The 15,043-nt window shown below is 68.6% G+C and carries 20 protein-coding genes; 4 read left to right on the top strand and 16 right to left on the bottom strand.

Annotation, left to right across the window (positions count from 1 at the left end):
• Positions 1-63: 63 nt before the first annotated feature.
• Both G401_RS0118165 and G401_RS0118160 read left to right on the top strand, forming a co-directional pair.
• Positions 64-1,038 (top strand): daunorubicin resistance protein DrrA family ABC transporter ATP-binding protein, encoded by a 975-nt coding sequence (locus tag G401_RS0118165; protein ID WP_027343634.1) that lies wholly within the window; start codon positions 64-66, stop codon positions 1,036-1,038.
• A complete protein-coding gene (locus G401_RS0118160; RefSeq protein ID WP_027343633.1) occupies positions 1,035-1,841 on the top strand; it encodes an ABC transporter permease in 807 nt (268 codons plus the stop codon). Before G401_RS0118165 ends, G401_RS0118160 begins: the two co-directional genes overlap by 4 nt.
• Before the next feature lie 182 nt (positions 1,842-2,023).
• On the opposite strand, the gene G401_RS0118155 is transcribed toward G401_RS0118160, so the two are convergent.
• From G401_RS0118155 to G401_RS0118110, 10 genes are all read right to left on the bottom strand, one after another.
• The gene (locus G401_RS0118155) at positions 2,024-2,482 is read right to left on the bottom strand and encodes a DUF2550 domain-containing protein (RefSeq protein WP_027343632.1); all 459 of its coding nucleotides are present in this window, start codon (positions 2,480-2,482) and stop codon (positions 2,024-2,026) included.
• A 20-nt stretch (positions 2,483-2,502) separates the two neighbouring features.
• Positions 2,503-2,787, bottom strand: coding sequence for a F0F1 ATP synthase subunit epsilon (locus G401_RS0118150; RefSeq protein WP_027343631.1), 285 nt, complete (start codon positions 2,785-2,787; stop codon positions 2,503-2,505).
• Positions 2,788-2,866: 79 nt separating this feature from the next.
• Positions 2,867-4,294 carry a F0F1 ATP synthase subunit beta gene (gene atpD / locus G401_RS0118145; protein ID WP_027343630.1) on the bottom strand — a complete coding sequence of 476 codons (1,428 nt, stop codon included), beginning with the start codon at positions 4,292-4,294 and terminating at the stop codon, positions 2,867-2,869.
• Positions 4,291-5,226 carry a F0F1 ATP synthase subunit gamma gene (locus tag G401_RS0118140; protein ID WP_027343629.1) on the bottom strand — a complete coding sequence of 312 codons (936 nt, stop codon included), beginning with the start codon at positions 5,224-5,226 and terminating at the stop codon, positions 4,291-4,293. The genes atpD and G401_RS0118140 overlap by 4 nt, the downstream gene beginning before the upstream one ends.
• 3 nt (positions 5,227-5,229) lie before the next feature.
• Positions 5,230-6,867 (bottom strand): F0F1 ATP synthase subunit alpha, encoded by a 1,638-nt coding sequence (atpA, locus tag G401_RS0118135; RefSeq protein WP_027343628.1) that lies wholly within the window; start codon positions 6,865-6,867, stop codon positions 5,230-5,232.
• A 97-nt stretch (positions 6,868-6,964) separates the two neighbouring features.
• Positions 6,965-7,777 (bottom strand): F0F1 ATP synthase subunit delta, encoded by an 813-nt coding sequence (locus G401_RS0118130; protein WP_027343627.1) that lies wholly within the window; start codon positions 7,775-7,777, stop codon positions 6,965-6,967.
• Entirely contained in the window at positions 7,777-8,295 is a 519-nt protein-coding gene (locus G401_RS0118125; protein WP_407636885.1) for a F0F1 ATP synthase subunit B, read from the bottom strand. Before G401_RS0118125 ends, G401_RS0118130 begins: the two co-directional genes overlap by 1 nt.
• Before the next feature lie 31 nt (positions 8,296-8,326).
• Positions 8,327-8,590, bottom strand: coding sequence for an ATP synthase F0 subunit C (atpE, locus tag G401_RS0118120; RefSeq protein ID WP_027343625.1), 264 nt, complete (start codon positions 8,588-8,590; stop codon positions 8,327-8,329).
• Positions 8,591-8,659: 69 nt separating this feature from the next.
• The gene (atpB, locus tag G401_RS0118115; RefSeq protein WP_051366799.1) at positions 8,660-9,439 is read right to left on the bottom strand and encodes a F0F1 ATP synthase subunit A; all 780 of its coding nucleotides are present in this window, start codon (positions 9,437-9,439) and stop codon (positions 8,660-8,662) included.
• Positions 9,440-9,464: 25 nt separating this feature from the next.
• Positions 9,465-9,683, bottom strand: coding sequence for a hypothetical protein (locus tag G401_RS0118110; RefSeq protein ID WP_027343623.1), 219 nt, complete (start codon positions 9,681-9,683; stop codon positions 9,465-9,467).
• Positions 9,684-9,852: 169 nt separating this feature from the next.
• Between G401_RS0118110 and G401_RS0118105 the strand changes: the two genes are divergently transcribed.
• Complete coding sequence (locus G401_RS0118105) at positions 9,853-10,317, top strand: hypothetical protein (RefSeq protein WP_027343622.1); 465 nt, start codon at positions 9,853-9,855, stop codon at positions 10,315-10,317.
• 7 nt (positions 10,318-10,324) lie between these two features.
• Here the strand turns inward: G401_RS0118105 and G401_RS46530 are convergent, their stop codons facing one another.
• From G401_RS46530 to G401_RS0118090, 3 genes are read right to left on the bottom strand one after another with little or no spacing between them, the layout of a single operon-like run.
• Complete coding sequence (locus G401_RS46530; protein WP_034592118.1) at positions 10,325-10,714, bottom strand: hypothetical protein; 390 nt, start codon at positions 10,712-10,714, stop codon at positions 10,325-10,327.
• Positions 10,711-11,331: an arsenate reductase/protein-tyrosine-phosphatase family protein gene (locus tag G401_RS46525; RefSeq protein WP_051366854.1), complete on the bottom strand. Its 621-nt coding sequence runs from the start codon at positions 11,329-11,331 to the stop codon at positions 10,711-10,713. The genes G401_RS46530 and G401_RS46525 overlap by 4 nt, the downstream gene beginning before the upstream one ends.
• 8 nt (positions 11,332-11,339) lie before the next feature.
• Entirely contained in the window at positions 11,340-11,996 is a 657-nt protein-coding gene (locus tag G401_RS0118090) for an L-threonylcarbamoyladenylate synthase (protein ID WP_034592117.1), read from the bottom strand.
• A 192-nt stretch (positions 11,997-12,188) separates the two neighbouring features.
• Here G401_RS0118090 and G401_RS46520 point away from each other — a divergent pair, with 192 nt between their 5' ends.
• Positions 12,189-12,755, top strand: a complete 567-nt coding sequence (locus G401_RS46520) for a Uma2 family endonuclease (protein WP_084557315.1) — start codon at positions 12,189-12,191, stop codon at positions 12,753-12,755.
• On the opposite strand, the gene prmC is transcribed toward G401_RS46520, so the two are convergent.
• The 3 genes from prmC to rpmE form a co-directional block, all read right to left on the bottom strand.
• Positions 12,748-13,569, bottom strand: coding sequence for a peptide chain release factor N(5)-glutamine methyltransferase (gene prmC, locus G401_RS0118080; RefSeq protein WP_027343620.1), 822 nt, complete (start codon positions 13,567-13,569; stop codon positions 12,748-12,750). The two genes, G401_RS46520 and prmC, sit on opposite strands and share 8 nt — an antisense overlap.
• Positions 13,566-14,654, bottom strand: a complete 1,089-nt coding sequence (prfA, locus tag G401_RS0118075) for a peptide chain release factor 1 (protein ID WP_027343619.1) — start codon at positions 14,652-14,654, stop codon at positions 13,566-13,568. The genes prmC and prfA overlap by 4 nt, the downstream gene beginning before the upstream one ends.
• Positions 14,655-14,763: 109 nt before the next feature.
• Positions 14,764-14,985 (bottom strand): 50S ribosomal protein L31, encoded by a 222-nt coding sequence (rpmE, locus tag G401_RS0118070; RefSeq protein WP_027343618.1) that lies wholly within the window; start codon positions 14,983-14,985, stop codon positions 14,764-14,766.
• Between the last annotated feature and the right edge of the window lie 58 nt (positions 14,986-15,043).

The following is a 15,043-nucleotide window of genomic DNA, read 5'->3' as shown; positions in this document are numbered from 1 at the left end:
ATACTTCGGGCATTTTTCCCCGGACACCGGTCCCGCTCGCTAGTTTGGGGTCGTGAGGGAGTCGTGACCGGCGCGGGCACCGCCATCATCGCGGAGGGCCTGGTCAAACGCTACGGCGACGTGCACGCGCTGGACGGGCTGGATCTGCGCGTACCGGAGGGAACCGTGCTGGGCCTGCTCGGCCCGAACGGCGCGGGCAAGACCACCTGCGTACGCGTGATCACGACCCTGCTGCGGCCGGATGCCGGACGGTGCTCGGTCAACGGCCTCGACGTGCTGCGCCACCCCGACCAGGTCCGCAAGATCATCGGAGTCAGCGGCCAGTACGCGGCCGTCGACGAGTACCTGACCGGGTACGAGAACCTGGAAATGATCGGACGCCTCTACCACCTGGGCAAACGGACGGCCCGCCGGCGAGCTGGCGAGTTGCTCGAGCGGTTCAATCTCAGCGACGCCGCCGACCGGCCGGTGAAGACCTACTCGGGCGGTATGCGCCGGCGGCTCGACCTGGCCGGGGCACTGGTCGTGTCCCCGCCGATCATCGTCCTCGACGAGCCCACCACCGGCCTCGATCCGCGCAGCCGCCTCGGGATGTGGGACGTGATCAGCGAACGCGTACGCGCCGGGGCCACTCTGCTGCTCACCACGCAGTACCTGGAGGAGGCCGACCAGCTGGCCGACGACATCGTGGTGATCGACAAGGGCCGGTCGATCGCCCACGGTACGCCCGACGAGCTGAAGCGGGAGGTCGGCGGCGAGCGGCTGCGGGTGACGCTCGGCAGCCGCACGGACGCACAGGCGGCCGCGGAGATCCTGAGCAGGGTGTGCGACGGTCCCGCCACCTTCCCCGATGAATCGGAGCATCTGGTCGAGGCGCCCGTGACCCGCGGCGCGAGTGCCCTCGTCGAGGTCGTACGCGGTCTCGACGCGGCCGCGATCGAACCCGTGGACATCGGCATCCACCGGGCCAGCCTGGACGACGTCTTCCTCCAGCTGACCGGCGCGTCGGTCGACGCCGTCGCCGAGGAGGTCTCATGAGTGCCGTGGCGATGGCGCTGACCGACGGATGGATCGTCGCGAAGCGGAACCTCATCAAGATCAAACGCATCCCGGATCTGCTGATCTTCTCGACCATCCAGCCGATAATGTTCGTGCTGCTGTTCGCGTTCGTCTTCGGCGGCTCGATCCAGATCCCGGGCGTGACCTACCGCGAATACCTGATGCCCGGCATCTTCGTGCAGACGGTCGCGTTCGGCGCCGGCATCACCGCCATCGGGCTCGCCGACGACCTCCAGAAGGGCATCGTCGACCGGTTCCGCTCGCTGCCCATGTCCCGGGCGGCGGTGCTGGTCGGGCGTACGACCTCGGACCTGCTGAACAACGTGTTCGTGGTGATCGTGATGTCGCTGACCGGCCTGCTCGTGGGCTGGCGCATCCACACCGGGTTCGGCGAGGCTGCCGCCGGCTTCCTGCTCCTGTTCGCCTTCGGGTACGCGATGAGCTGGATCAGCGCCGTCATCGGCCTGTCGGTGAAGTCGGTCGAGGTGGCGCAGAGCGCCGGATTCATCTGGATGTTCCCGCTGACGTTCCTGTCCAACGCGTTCGTCGCCACCAACACGCTCCCGTCGTGGCTGCAGCCGATCGCGGACTGGAACCCGATCTCGTCGGTGGCACTCGCGCTACGGGACCTGTGGGGCAACGCCTCGACGGATCCGGCCTTCCGGGGCAGCGGGTTCCCGGCGGATCACCCGATCCCGCTGGCGGTGGGCTGGATCCTGCTCATCCTGATCATCTTCATCCCGTGGTCGATCGCCAAGTACCGCCAGGCCGCCTCCCGCTGACCCCTGGGTCGGCCTCTCGCGCGCCTTGCTCGCCCTGGACCGGGCTCGCTGTTGATCCCGTTTGGATCAGGGAAATCACCCGAATCTTGGGCCATGATTCGGGTGAAAACCGTGATCCAAACCAGATCTTGGCGGCGCAGCGGGCGCCGGCGAGCGCGGCGCGAGACGGGGGCGCGGCGGTGTCAGGTGAGGTGGCTGGGGCCGGGCGGTGCGGACTCGTACCAGGAGAGGAAACCGGTCACCACCATCGGCGACATGGCCATCTCGACGAGCTTCTCCTCCGGACCCATCGGATCCGTCGACCGGGACGGGCGCAGCAGGCGTACGACGATCCACTCCGCGGGGACGAGCACCTGCTCGGCCGGGCTCGGCGGCCGGCGCCCCGCGACGGTCAGCTCCCGCCGGTGCAGGACGCGCCGCGGCCGCAGCGAGAACGAGAACATGCGGTACCAGCGCAGCTCGTCGCCCGCGAAACGAGCGAAGCCCGGCGCCCAGCCCCGCCCCTCGACCGTCATGCCCAGTCGCATGTAGATCTCGACGGTGCCGCCACGCCGGGCGAACCACTCGCGCCTGCCGAACAGGCCGGCGAGCAGAAGAATGCAGATGACCAGGCCGATCGCGATACCTTCGAGGATCCCCATCGGCTGTGCGGTCGTTCGGATCAGTGCTTGGCGTCGGCCGTGGCCGGAGCGCAGGATTCCGCGAGGACGGTGACGCCCTCGCCGGTGACCGATACGAAGCCGCCGCTCACGTCGTAGACGATCTCGTTGCCGCCGGCCTGCTTGATGCGTACCTGGCCGGGCTCGGCGAGCTGGCCCAGCATGGGCGCGTGGCCCGGCAGAACACCCAGTTCACCCTCGGTCGTACGCGCGCTGACCAGCTCGGCCGTGCCGGTGAAGACACGCTCCTCGACGGCGACCAGCTCGACGCGAAGTTCCTTCGCCACCGTCACTCCTTTCTCAAGGTGGCCAGTGCCCGATCAACGATCGGGGGCCCCGTGAGGGCACCCCCGATCGTCAGCCGGACTACTTGGTCAGCTCGTGGTAGTTGCGCTCGAGGTCGTCGAGGCCACCGCACATGAAGAAGGCCTGCTCCGGGACGTGGTCGTACTCGCCCTGGGAGATCTTCTTGAACGCCTCGACGGTCTCCTTGACGGGGACCGTCGAACCCTCGACGCCGGTGAACTGCTTGGCGGCGTACGTGTTCTGCGAGAGGAAGCGCTCGATCCGGCGCGCGCGGGCGACCGTGACCTTGTCCTCTTCGGAGAGCTCGTCCATACCGAGGATGGCGATGATGTCCTGCAGGTCGTTGTACTTCTGCAGGATCCGCTTGACCTCGGAGGCCACCGCGTAGTGCTCGGCACCGACGTACTCCGGCGCGAGGATCCGGGAGCTGGACGCCAGCGGGTCGACCGCCGGGTAGATGCCCTTGTCGGACACCTTGCGCTCCAGGTTCGTCGTCGCGTCGAGGTGCGCGAACGTCGTCGCCGGGGCCGGGTCGGTGTAGTCGTCGGCGGGCACGTAGATCGCCTGCAGCGAGGTGATCGCGCGACCGCGGACCGACGTGATCCGCTCCTGCAGCTCGCCCATCTCGTCGGCCAGAGTGGGCTGGTAACCCACGGCCGACGGCATGCGGCCGAGCAGCGTCGAGACCTCCGAACCGGCCTGCGTGTACCGGAAGATGTTGTCGATGAAGAGCAGCACCTCCTGGTTCTCGACGTCCCGGAAGTACTCGGCCATCGTCAGGGCCGACAGGGCGACGCGCAGACGCGTACCCGGCGGCTCGTCCATCTGGCCGTAGACCAGGGCGGTGTCCTTGATGACGTTCGCCTCGGTCATTTCCTGGATGAGGTCGTTGCCCTCACGCGTACGCTCGCCGACGCCCGCGAACACGGAGGTACCGCCGAAGTTCCGGGCGACACGGATGATCATCTCCTGGATGAGCACCGTCTTGCCGACGCCGGCACCGCCGAACAGACCGATCTTGCCGCCCTTGACGTAGGGGGCGAGGAGGTCGATGACCTTGACGCCGGTCTCCAGCATCTCGGTCTTCGGCTCCAGGTCGGCGAAGGCCGGGGGCTTGCGGTGGATCTCCCACCGGTCGCTCACCTCAAGCTTCTGACCCGGCTCCAGGTTGAGGCAGTCGCCGATGACGTTGAAGACCCGGCCCTTGGTGCCGTTGCCGACCGGCACGCTGATCGCCGCGCCGGTGTCCCGGACCTCGGCGCCGCGGACCATGCCGTCGGTGGTGCCCATGGAGATCGCGCGGACGACGTTGTCGCCCAGGTGCAGCGCGACCTCGAGGGTCAGGGTCTTCGTGCCCTCGGCGAGGGTCACCTCGGTCTTCAGTGCGTTGAAGATATCGGGCATCGCGTCACGCGGGAACTCCACGTCGACGACCGGGCCGATGACCCGGACGACCCGCCCGACGCCTGTCTTGGTGTCTGTGGTCATCTTTCACTCCCCGCCGCCGCGAGCGCGTCCACGCCGCCGACGATCTCACTGATTTCCTGGGTGATCGCGGCCTGTCGCGCGGAGTTCATCTCGCGCGTCAGCCTCTTGATCATCTCTTCCGCGTTGTCCGTGGCGCTCTTCATCGCCCGCCGACGCGAGGCCGACTCGCTCGCCGCCGAGTCCAGCAACGCCGCGTAGATCCGCGTGTTGATGTACTTCGGCAGCAGCGCGTCGAGCAGCGCGTCCGGGTCGGGCTCGAACTCGTACGCCGGCAGCAGCTGGCCGTGCTCCTCGGTCGTGCGCTCCTCGACCTGCATCGGTGCGAGGAACGTGGCCGTGGCCGTCTGCGTCATGAGCGACTTGAACTGCGTGTACACGATGTGCAGTTCGTCGACGCCCAGAATCCCGTCGGCACCCGCGTGGTCGTCACCGTCATCGGCACCGGCCACGAACGCGCTGATCAGCGTCTCGCCGACCTCCCGCGCGTTGTCGAAGCGCGGCTGCTCGGAGAAGCCCGACCAGGTGCCGGCGAGCTCGCGCCCGCGGAACCGGTAGTACGAGATCCCCTTGCGGCCGATCACGTAGAGGGCGGTCTGCTTGCCCTCTTCGCGCAGCTTGGTGAGGAGCTGCTCGGCGGTCTTGATGGCGTTGGCGTTGTAGCCGCCGCACAGACCCCGGTCGCTCGTCACCAGCAGGACGCCCGCCCGGCGCACGTTCTCACGCGGCACGAGCAGCGGGTGGTTGACGTTGGCGTTGCTCGCGAGCGCGGTCAGGACACCGGTGATCGCCCGCGCGTAAGGCAGCGAAGCGGCCACGCGCTCCTGTGCCTTCGCGATGCGGCTGGTCGCGACCAGCTCCATCGCCTTGGTGATCTTCTTCGTCGAGCGGGTCGCGCGGATCCGCCGACGAAGTACCCGTACCTGTCCAGCCATGAGCTACTTCTTCTTCGGGGAGGGAACGACCTTGGTCACCTTCTCCGCGCCCTCGCCCTCCAGGGCGTCGGCGGGAGCGTCGTTGACCTTGATCGAGTCGTCACCGGCGAGGAACATGCCCTTGAACTTGGTGATCGCCTCGTCGAGCGCGATGACCTCGTCGTCGCCCCACGATCCGGCCTGGATCGCTTCCAGCGTCGACTTGTTCGAGTGCCGCAGGTACTGGAGGAACTCGGTCTCGAAGCGGCGAACCTCGCCGACCGGGACGTCGTCCAGCTTGCCCTCGGTACCGGCCCACACCGAGACGGTCTGCTCGGAGGCGGGGTACGGCGAGAAGGCGGGCTGCTTGAGCAGCTCGACCAGGCGCGCGCCACGGTCCAGCTGGGCCCGCGAGGTCTTGTCCAGATCGGAGGCGAAGGCGGCGAACGCCTCCAGCTCACGGAACTGGGCGAGGTCCAGACGCAGGCGGCCGGCGACCTTCTTCATCGGCTTGTCCTGCGCCGAGCCACCCACCCGGGAGACCGACGTGCCGACGTTGATGGCCGGGCGTACGCCCGAGTTGAACAGCTGCTCCTCGAGGAAGATCTGGCCGTCGGTGATCGAGATGACGTTCGTGGGGATGAACGCCGAGATGTCACCGGCCTTGGTCTCGATGATCGGCAGACCGGTCATCGAACCCGCGCCCAGCTCGTCGGAGAGCTTCGCGCAGCGCTCCAGCAGGCGGGAGTGCAGGTAGAAGACGTCACCCGGGTACGCCTCGCGGCCCGGCGGACGACGCAGCAGCAGCGAAACCGCGCGGTACGCCTCGGCCTGCTTCGACAGGTCGTCGAAGATGATCAGGACGTGCTTGCCGGCGTACATCCAGTGCTGGCCGATGGCCGAACCCGCGTAGGGCGCGAGGTACTTGAAGCCGGCCGGGTCGGACGCGGGCGACGCGACGATGGTGGTGTACTCCATCGCGCCGTGCTCCTCCAGCGTGCCCTTGACGGACGCGATGGTGGAGGCCTTCTGGCCGATGGCGACGTAGATGCAGCGGACCTGCTTCTTCGGGTCGCCGGACGCCCAGTTGGCACGCTGGTTGATGATCGTGTCGAGCGCGACGGTGGTCTTACCCGTCTTGCGGTCGCCGATGATCAGCTGGCGCTGGCCGCGGCCGATCGGGGTCATCGAGTCGATGGCCTTGATACCGGTGTGCAGCGGCTCGTGCACGCTCTTGCGGGCCATGACGTTCGGCGCCTGCAGCTCGAGTTCGCGGTAACCCTCGTTCTCGATGTCGCCCAGACCGTCGATCGCCTGGCCGAGTGGGTTCACCACGCGGCCGAGGAACTTGTCGCCGACCGGCACGGACAGAACCCGGCCCGTACGCTTGACGGTCTGACCTTCCTCGATGCCCTTGAAGGCACCCAGGATGACGACGCCGATCTCGCGGACGTCCAGGTTCAGTGCGACGCCGAGCGTTCCGTCGGCGAACTCCAGCAGCTCGTTGGCCATGGCGGAGGGCAGACCCTCAACCTTGGCGATGCCGTCACCGGCCTCGGTGACGACACCGACCTCCTCACGGGAGACCTCCGGTGTGTACGAGGAGACGAAGCGCTCCAGCGCTCCCCGGATCTCCTCGGACGAGATGGTCAGCTCGGCCATCCTCAGCTTCCTATCGGTGTCGTGGTGCTCGAAATACGAATCGTTCGCCCGGCCATCGGGGCGCAAGCTACGTGGACGCGGATCTGGCGATCGACGTTTACTTCGCCGCCAGCGAAGCGCGGACGTCCGACAGTCGCCGGAAGACGGTGCCGTCGTAGAGGTCGGAACCGACGCGTACGCGTACGCCGCCCAGCACGTTCGGGTCGACGATGACCTTGAGGGCCACCTCCCGACCGTAGCGCTGTGCCAGCGCCGCGCCGAGCCGTTCCTCGTCGGCGTCGCTCAGCGGCTCCGCCACCGTGACGTACGCGACGCTCCGGGACCGTTCCTCGGCGGCCAATTCGACCAGCCGGGTCAGTGCCCCGGAGAAGGAGCGCCCGCCGAAGCCGCGGACGGCCTCCTGCGCGAGGCGTACGGTGGCCGGCTTGGCCTTGCCCTCCAGCAGCTGCGACGCGATGGTCTCGCGCGCGGCGGCGGGCTTGGACGAGTCGCCGATCGTGGCCGCGAGCCCGGGGTCGCCGGCGACGATCTGCCCGAACCGGAACAGCTCGTCCTCGACCTCGCCCAGGTCGCCGGCCCGGTCGGCCGACACGATGAGCGCCTCGACGCCGAGCCGCTCCACGCCGTCCCGCAGGTCCGACGCGCTCGACCAGCGGCCGCCGACCAGCGTGGCCAGCAGATCCTGCGCGACCGCGCCGATCTTGCCGGACAGCAGCCCGGTCAGCAGCGCCGAGCGCTCCTCGCCGGATCGGGCCGGGTCGGAGACGGCCCGGCGCAGCCGGGGCTCGGCGTTCAGCAGCCCGGCCACGGCCAGGATCTCCGCCGACGCCGTGGCGAGCGCCCCGGCGTCGGTCAGACCGTCCAGCTGAGCGCGGGCCGCGGCGTACGCCTCTCGGCTCGCCCCCTGCATCAGCGGGCCCCGGCCAGGTCGGACAGGAACCGGTCGACGGTGCCCTTGCGACGGGCCTCGTCCTCCAGCGACTCACCGACGATCTTGCCGGCCAGGTCCACGGCCAGCGTGCCGATCTCGGCGCGCAGCTCGTTGACGATGGTCTGGCGCTCGGCCGCGAGGGCCTCCCGCCCGGCCGCGATGATGCGGTCGCGCTCCTGCTGGGCCTGGGCCTGGATGTCCGCCCGGATGCCTTCGGCGTCCGCGCGGGCCTCGTCGCGGATGCGCGCGGCCTCCGTGCGAGCCTCCGACAGCTGCGCCTTGTACTGCTCCAGCAGCGCGTTCGCCTCCGCCTGGGCGGCCTCGGCGCGCTGGATGCCGCCCTCGATCGCGTCCACGCGGGCCTGGAAGGTCTTCTCCATCACGGGGAAGACGAACTTCATCAGAACCCAGCACAGCACGAGGAAAGCGATGGTGCCGACCACCAGCTCCTGCCAGATCGGCAGGATCGGGTTGTGCGCTTCTTCAGCGATGATCATGATGACCTCCGGTCAGTAGGCCGGTAGAACGTCAGAGACTCGCGCCGGTGCCCGAGAAGACGAACGCGAGGACCAGGCCGAACAGTGCGAGCGCCTCGGAAAGCGCGAAGCCCATGAACAGGTACGGGCGGGTGAGGCCGGCCGACTCAGGCTGGCGAGCGGTTGCCTGGATGTAGGCGGCGAAGACGATGCCCACACCGATGCCCGGGCCGATCGCGGCCAGGCCGTAACCGATCGAGCTGAGCGAACCGTAGACGCCGGTGCCTGGATCAGCAGCGAGAACAGTCGACAACATGTGGTTTTCCTCCTGATATGCGCGTGAACCGCCACGCGTGGCTTGCGAAAGGTGGGTGGAACCTGAAGATCAGTGTTCGTCCGCGAGCGAGCTCTGCACGTAGCTCGCCGTCAGCAGGACGAAGACGTACGCCTGCAGCAGCGCCACACCGGCCTCGAACAGGGTCATGACGAGCGCCATGCCCCAGGAGACGACGCCGACCGCGGCCAGGCCGATGTTGCCGGTGCCCAGCAGGACGAAGCCGCCGAGGGTGAAGACCAGCAGGATCAGGTGACCGGCGAACAGGTTGGCGAAGAGCCGGACGGCGAGCGTGACCGGGCGGATGATCAAGATCTGCGCCAGCTCGATCGGCAGCAGGATCGGCTGCACCCACCACGGTGCCGGCAGCACGATGCTCGTCTTGATGTAGTTCAGGAAGCCGTGCTTCTTGGCGCCCTGGTACCAGTAGATGACGTAGCTGAGCAGCGCCAGGATGATCGGGAACGCGATGTGCGAGCTCGGCGAGATCTGGAAGCCCGGGATGATCGCGAAGATGTTCAGGAAGGAGATGAAGACGAACAGGGTGGTGAGGTACGGCGCGAAACGCGGCCCCTCGTGCCCGATGACTTCCTTCGCGATCCCGTTGCGGACGAAGCCGTACATGGATTCGCCGATCCACTGCGCCTTGGTCGGAACGATCTTTGGGTTCCGCTGCGTCAGCACGAAGAAAAGAATGATCAATGCGACGGCGATCCAGACCATGATCGTGAACTTGGTGATCCAGACGGACCCACCCACACCCGGGGGGAAGAACTCGTCCACGCTCGGAGGCCACGGCACGTCGGCCACTGGCGCAAGCTGAAGGCTCACCAGTCCATCCTTTCGATCATGTCGATCAAGTACCCAGTCGCTTGACGATCATGTAGATCGCGCCCGCGCCACCCACCAGCATGCCGACCATCACCCCGAGCCCCATGGGAATCCCGAGCCACCGGTCGACCAGCCAGCCGACGCCGCCCCACACGCCGATTCCGGCGATCAGGTAACCGATGGCAGTCCAACCGAGGTCGGCGCCCGAGGGGGGGCGCTTACGAGGGGACTGGTCATCGGCCATGACGCGCGAACCTTATCAGGCGTTACGGCGGTGTGTCGTAGCGGCCCCCTCGCGGACCTGTCCGGTAGTGAGCAAGACAGCACAATCCGTCAATTTCACCATTGCGCGCGAGGCGCTCGAACCTGTCTCATGGAGGCAACCCCGAATCCCCTTGAGGTGGTGTCCGAAGATGCCGCGTCCCATCGTACCTGTCGCCCTGCTGGTGGCCTTTACGCTGGTCAGCGCCTGTCAACCGGCCGGCAGCGGTCGCAACGAGACCGCCGGCAAGCCCGTGCACTGCACCGTCATCGTCGACGGGCCGAAGAAGGCGGACGGCGCCGAGCACATCGACGGGCGTGCCCGTTTCCGTTGCGCCGAACCCGGTGCGACCTCGCTCACACTCAAGATCCAGCTCCAGAAGGAGTCCGGCAACGACAACTGGAAGACCGTCTCGGCCAAGAGCTACACGATCACCGGGAAGTCGACCATCGCGGCCGAGCTGAAGTACCAGACCCGGCTCGCGTCGCTGTCCTGCCAGACCGGCACCTTCCGGACCGTGGTCGACTGGACGCGTACGTCCAAGGGGAACAAGGAGGGCGACAACCTGGTCAGCGGCAGCGTCAAGGACCCCTGCAAGTCGCTGTTCACGTCCTGAGGTCCGCTCAGACCTCCAGCGTGAACCGCCCCTTGTAGGTCCACCACACCTGGGCGCCGGTCCAGGCCAGCACACCGACCAGGACGCCGATCGCCATCGGTACGCGCCCGTCCCAGCCCGTCCTCGTGACCCAGCCGACGAGCAGGAAGAGCAGCGCGAACTTGATCGTGTAAGTGGCCAGGCCGGTGACCAGCAGCAGCTTGGGGTTGACCTTGTCGGTCCAGTAGATGATCAGCGTGGAGATCACGTAGCTGACCATGACCAGGGCCACGCCGGCCAGGAAGCCGAGCGCGCCGGGCCAGCCCCGCAGTATCCCCATGACGATCGCCCCGACGACGGCGGCCACGGCGCACGCGATCGACGCCGGCTTGATGAACCCGAGCGGCTTGCTGATCACGCGTCGACCCCGGTTCCGTCGGCGGCTTCGCCGGTCAGCAGGGCGGCGGCGAGCGGGCGTACGGTCGCCTCGATCTCGTCGGCCACCCGGGAGAAGGTCTGGTCGCCACGGCCCCACGGATCGTCGAGATCGTCCTCGCGCAGCGGGTTCGCCTCGCCCCGGACCGCGTCGACCGCTTCGACCAGGGCCTCACCGCGTACCTGGACGGCTTCGGCGGAGCCGTCGGACGCCGGGAGGGCGCCGAGGTCCACCTCGCCGAGCAGCCGGCCGAACTCGCCCAGCACGAACGTACGCCCGGCGGCGTCCGGCCGCAGCGCCGTCACGTACTCGGACTGGTCGGCGGTCGCCGTCAGGATCAGGTCGGCCGCGTCGATGTGCTCCGCGCGCAGTTTGCGGGCCGAGAAGTCGCCCGGGTCGGCCCCCCGCGCCTTCACCTGCCGCGCCGCGGGCGGGTTCATCTCCTCGCCCTCGTGCCAGCCGCCGGTCCCGGCGCTGTGCGAGTGGACGACGTCGTCGGAGCCGCCGCTCTCGCGGACAGCGTGGGCCAGCAGGCGCTCCGCCATCGGCGAACGGCAGATGTTGCCCATGCAGACATGCAGGACCGTGAACGGCGTCAGACCAGGCATCACTGCTCCGCCGTCCGCACGTTCGGGATCACCGTACGCAGGTCCTCGATGGAGATCGCGCCGGTACGCAGAAGGATCGGCGTCTCCTGGGTCAGGTCGACGATCGTCGAGGGCACCGGATCCGGGCACAGGCCCGCCTCCAGGTACACGCTGACCTTGTAGCCGAGCTGGTCACGGGCCTCGTCCGCGGTGGTGGCCGCCGCCTGGCCGTGCAGGTTCGCCGACGACACGGCCATCGGGCCGGTCTCGCGCAGCACCTCCAGGGCGACCGGGTGCATCGGCATGCGTACCGCGACCGTGCCGTCCGTGTCGCCGAGGTCCCACTGAAGGCTCGGCGCCTGCTCGACGACGATCGTCAGTGCCCCCGGCCAGAATGCCTCGACCAGGTCCCGGGCCTTCTCCGGCAGCCGGGAGACCAGGCCGTCGAGGGTGTGGCGGGAACCCACCAGCACCGGAGGGGGCACCTGCCGGCCGCGCCCCTTCGCGTTCAGCAGGGCGGTCACCGACCAGGACTTGAACGCGTCGGCGCCCACGCCGTACACGGTGTCCGTGGGCAGGACCACGAGATCGCCGCTCTTCACCGCCGAGATCGCGGCCTCAACACCCTGGTCGCGCTCGGTCACGTTGCGGCAGTCATAGAGCCTCACGGCAGCCATCCTGCCATCCCCGCCCGGACATCCGCCGCTCCCTCCCACGCGCGCCTTGAGTAACACCGCATTTCCCTACCTATATGCAGATACTGCATGTAATGGATCAACAGCTCAGCGCGACTGAAACAGGGTTACTGCACGCGAAAGGTGCGGCGTGTCGGGAGATTGAGTAGCGTGCACCCCCGAGAGGAGGAGACGATGACCAGCGTGCTGGAACCTACGGACAAGCTTCAGGCCCTGGTGGTCACTCCTGAGGAATACGAGGCGCTGCCGGAGAACCGGCTCCTCGAACTCGTGGACGGAGTGGTTCGCGCCATGACCCCTGCAAATCTCCTTCACCAGGAGCTCGTCGACGGGCTCAAAGGGCGGCTTCGACAATTGTGCCCGCCCGAGCTGAAGGTCGTGCGTGAGCAGGAACTACGGATACGCGATGACCTTCGGCGCGTCCCGGACCTGATGGTGATCGCGGCCGACGAGTACGCCCTCCAACGGTATTGGCTTCCGCCCGAGGCGGTCACGCTGGCGATCGAGGTGGTCAGCCCGACCACCCAGACCGCGGACCGGGTCCACAAGCCCGGCGAGTACGCCGCCGCCGGCATCGAGTTCTACTGGCGCGTCGAGCCCCGCCCCGTCCTGGAGATCCACACCTTCCAGCTCGGCCCGACCGGCACCTACGCCTTCACCGGCAGGTTCGTCGAGGGCGACGTCGTCGCCGCACCGGGTCTGCCCTGGGCCAAGGTCCCGGTCGGCGAACTGCTCACCTGACGAGCGTTCCCACGGTGAAACGCGGCCGTCCGGCCAGGTCCGGGAGGCCACGCACGTCGTGGAAGAACCCCCGCAGGATCTCGGCGACCTCGTCCGGATGCGATTCGTCGTGTTCGACCCCGACCCGGCCGCCGTCGCGCAGCAGCCGCGCCGCCGTGGCGGCCAGCGCCGGGATGAGGTCCAGCCCGTCGGCCCCCGCGAACACCGCCTCACGCGGATCCGCGAGCACTTCCTGGGGTACGCGTACCGAGTCCGGCACGTAGGGCGGGTTGGCCAGGACGAGGTGGGCCGGCGGGGCGGGCAGGTCGACGTCGCGCACATCGGCCGCCACGACCCGGACTGGCGAGCCGGAAGCGTTGCGCCGCAACCATTCCAGCGCGGCCGGCGAGCGCTCGACGGCGTACACGGTGGCGTCGGGGCGGGCGTGGGCGACCGCGAGGGCCAGGGCGCCGCTGCCGCTGCAGAGGTCCACGACGACCGGCGACGGTACGCCTTTCACCTGCTCGATCCCCCAGGCGGCCAGGACCTCGGTCTCGGGCCGGGGGATGAACACCCCGGGGCCGACGGCCAGGTCGACGCCGGCGAAGTGGGCCACCCCGAGGATGTGCTGCAACGGCTCGCGGTCAGCACGACGGTCCACCAGGGACTCGAAGCGCGCGACGTCGTCCGGCGCGACGGAGTCCACGAGGAACAGTCCCGTCCGGCTCACCCCGAGCACGTGGGCGAGCAGCAGTTCGGCGTCCGTACGCGGTGACCCGACCCCCGCCGCGCGCAGCCGGCCGGCGGCGGAGAGCAGGAGCGTACGGGGGTTCACTGCCGGGACAGCTCGGTCTCGCCGGCCAGCCGGGCGGCGCGGTCGGCCGCCGTGAGCGCGTCGAGGACGCCGTCCAGGTCCCCGCCCAGCGCCAGATCCAGGTTGTACGCGGTGTACCCGATCCGGTGGTCGGTGATCCGGTTCTGCGGGAAGTTGTAGGTCCGGATGCGCTCGGACCGGTCGACCGTCCGGATCTGGGCCTTGCGGGCGTCGGAGGCGGCCGCGGCGGCCTCTTCCTCGGCGGCCTGGGCCAGCTTGGCGCGCAGCATCCGCATCGCCCGGTCCTTGTTCTGCAGCTGCGACCGCTCGTTCTGGCAGGTCACGACGATGCCGGTGGGAACGTGGGTGATCCGCACGGCCGAGTCGGTCGTGTTGACGGACTGGCCGCCGGCCCCTTGCGAACGGTAGACGTCGATACGCAGGTCGGCCGGGTTGATCTCGACCTCGGTCTCCTCCGCCTCGGGCGTGACCAGCACACCGGCCGCCGAGGTGTGGATCCGTCCCTGCGATTCCGTCACCGGTACGCGCTGGACGCGGTGGACGCCGCCCTCCCACTTGAGCCGCGACCAGACCCCGTACCCGCCCTCGGGTACGCCCTTCGTCTTGATCGCGACCGCGACGTCCTTGTAGCCGCCGAGATCCGAGTCCTGCGCGTCGAGGACCTCGGTGAGCCAGCCGTGCCGCTCGGCGTACCGGAGGAACATGCGCAGCAGATCACCCGCGAAGAGGGCGGATTCCTCGCCGCCCTCGCCCGCCTTGATCTCGAGGATGACGTCTTTGGCGTCGTTGGGGTCGCGCGGCATGAGCAGCTCGGCGAGGCGTTCTTCCAGGTCGGGCAGGCTCTGCTCGAGCTGGGCCGCCTCGGCGGCGAACTCGGGGTCGAGCGCCGCGAGCTCGCGGGCCGCGGCGAGGTCGGCGCGGTGCTGCTCCAGTTCGGCGGCGGTCTTGTGGATCGGGGTGAGCTCGGCGAAGCGTCGCCCGACCCGCCGCGCGGCCGACTGATCGGCGTGGATCGCGGGGTCGGCCAGCGTCTTCTCCAGCTGGTCGTACTCGGCCAGCAGTTCACTCAGACGGTCCGTGCTCATGCGCCACTCTCCCGAAACCCGACAAACAACCGATGGATCCGCCAAAACCCGATGAATACGCCAAAAAAGGTGGCACCCCCGCCGTGCGGGGATGCCACCTGATGTCGTGCTACTTGGCGGCCTTGCCGACCTTGGCGTACTTGGCCTGGAACTTGGCCACGCGACCGGCGGTGTCGAGGACACGCTGCTTGCCGGTGTAGAACGGGTGGCACTCGTTGCAGGACTCCGCGTGGATGGCGCCGCCCTTGGCGGTGCTGCGGGTGGTGAACGAGTTGCCGCAGGAGCACGTGACGGAGGTCACGTTGTACTCCGGGTGGATACCAGACTTCATAGCCTCAAGGTCCTTTCACATGGCTGCGCACTGGGTCGCCGTCAGCACACGCCCCTCC

This window comes from Hamadaea tsunoensis DSM 44101, assembly GCF_000428945.1.
Taxonomy (GTDB): Bacteria; Actinomycetota; Actinomycetes; order Mycobacteriales; family Micromonosporaceae; genus Hamadaea; species Hamadaea tsunoensis.
Note: the sequence above shows the minus strand (reverse complement) of the source record. Positions and strands in the feature narration are given on the sequence as shown.

Bases quoted from the DNA above. Each gene is read 5' to 3' on its own strand.
- G401_RS0118160 (WP_027343633.1), top strand. From the start codon at position 1,035: ATGAGTGCCGTGGCGATGGCGCTGACCGACGGATGGATCGTCGCGAAG.
- G401_RS0118155 (WP_027343632.1), bottom strand. From the start codon at position 2,482: ATGGGGATCCTCGAAGGTATCGCGATCGGCCTGGTCATCTGCATTCTT.
- atpD (WP_027343630.1), bottom strand. From the start codon at position 4,294: ATGACCACAGACACCAAGACAGGCGTCGGGCGGGTCGTCCGGGTCATC.
- G401_RS0118140 (WP_027343629.1), bottom strand. From the start codon at position 5,226: ATGGCTGGACAGGTACGGGTACTTCGTCGGCGGATCCGCGCGACCCGC.
- atpA (WP_027343628.1), bottom strand. From the start codon at position 6,867: ATGGCCGAGCTGACCATCTCGTCCGAGGAGATCCGGGGAGCGCTGGAG.
- G401_RS0118130 (WP_027343627.1), bottom strand. From the start codon at position 7,777: ATGCAGGGGGCGAGCCGAGAGGCGTACGCCGCGGCCCGCGCTCAGCTG.
- G401_RS0118125 (WP_407636885.1), bottom strand. From the start codon at position 8,295: ATGATCATCGCTGAAGAAGCGCACAACCCGATCCTGCCGATCTGGCAG.
- atpE (WP_027343625.1), bottom strand. From the start codon at position 8,590: ATGTTGTCGACTGTTCTCGCTGCTGATCCAGGCACCGGCGTCTACGGT.
- G401_RS0118110 (WP_027343623.1), bottom strand. From the start codon at position 9,683: ATGGCCGATGACCAGTCCCCTCGTAAGCGCCCCCCCTCGGGCGCCGAC.
- G401_RS0118105 (WP_027343622.1), top strand. From the start codon at position 9,853: ATGCCGCGTCCCATCGTACCTGTCGCCCTGCTGGTGGCCTTTACGCTG.
- G401_RS0118090 (WP_034592117.1), bottom strand. From the start codon at position 11,996: ATGGCTGCCGTGAGGCTCTATGACTGCCGCAACGTGACCGAGCGCGAC.
- G401_RS46520 (WP_084557315.1), top strand. From the start codon at position 12,189: ATGACCAGCGTGCTGGAACCTACGGACAAGCTTCAGGCCCTGGTGGTC.
- prfA (WP_027343619.1), bottom strand. From the start codon at position 14,654: ATGAGCACGGACCGTCTGAGTGAACTGCTGGCCGAGTACGACCAGCTG.
- rpmE (WP_027343618.1), bottom strand. From the start codon at position 14,985: ATGAAGTCTGGTATCCACCCGGAGTACAACGTGACCTCCGTCACGTGC.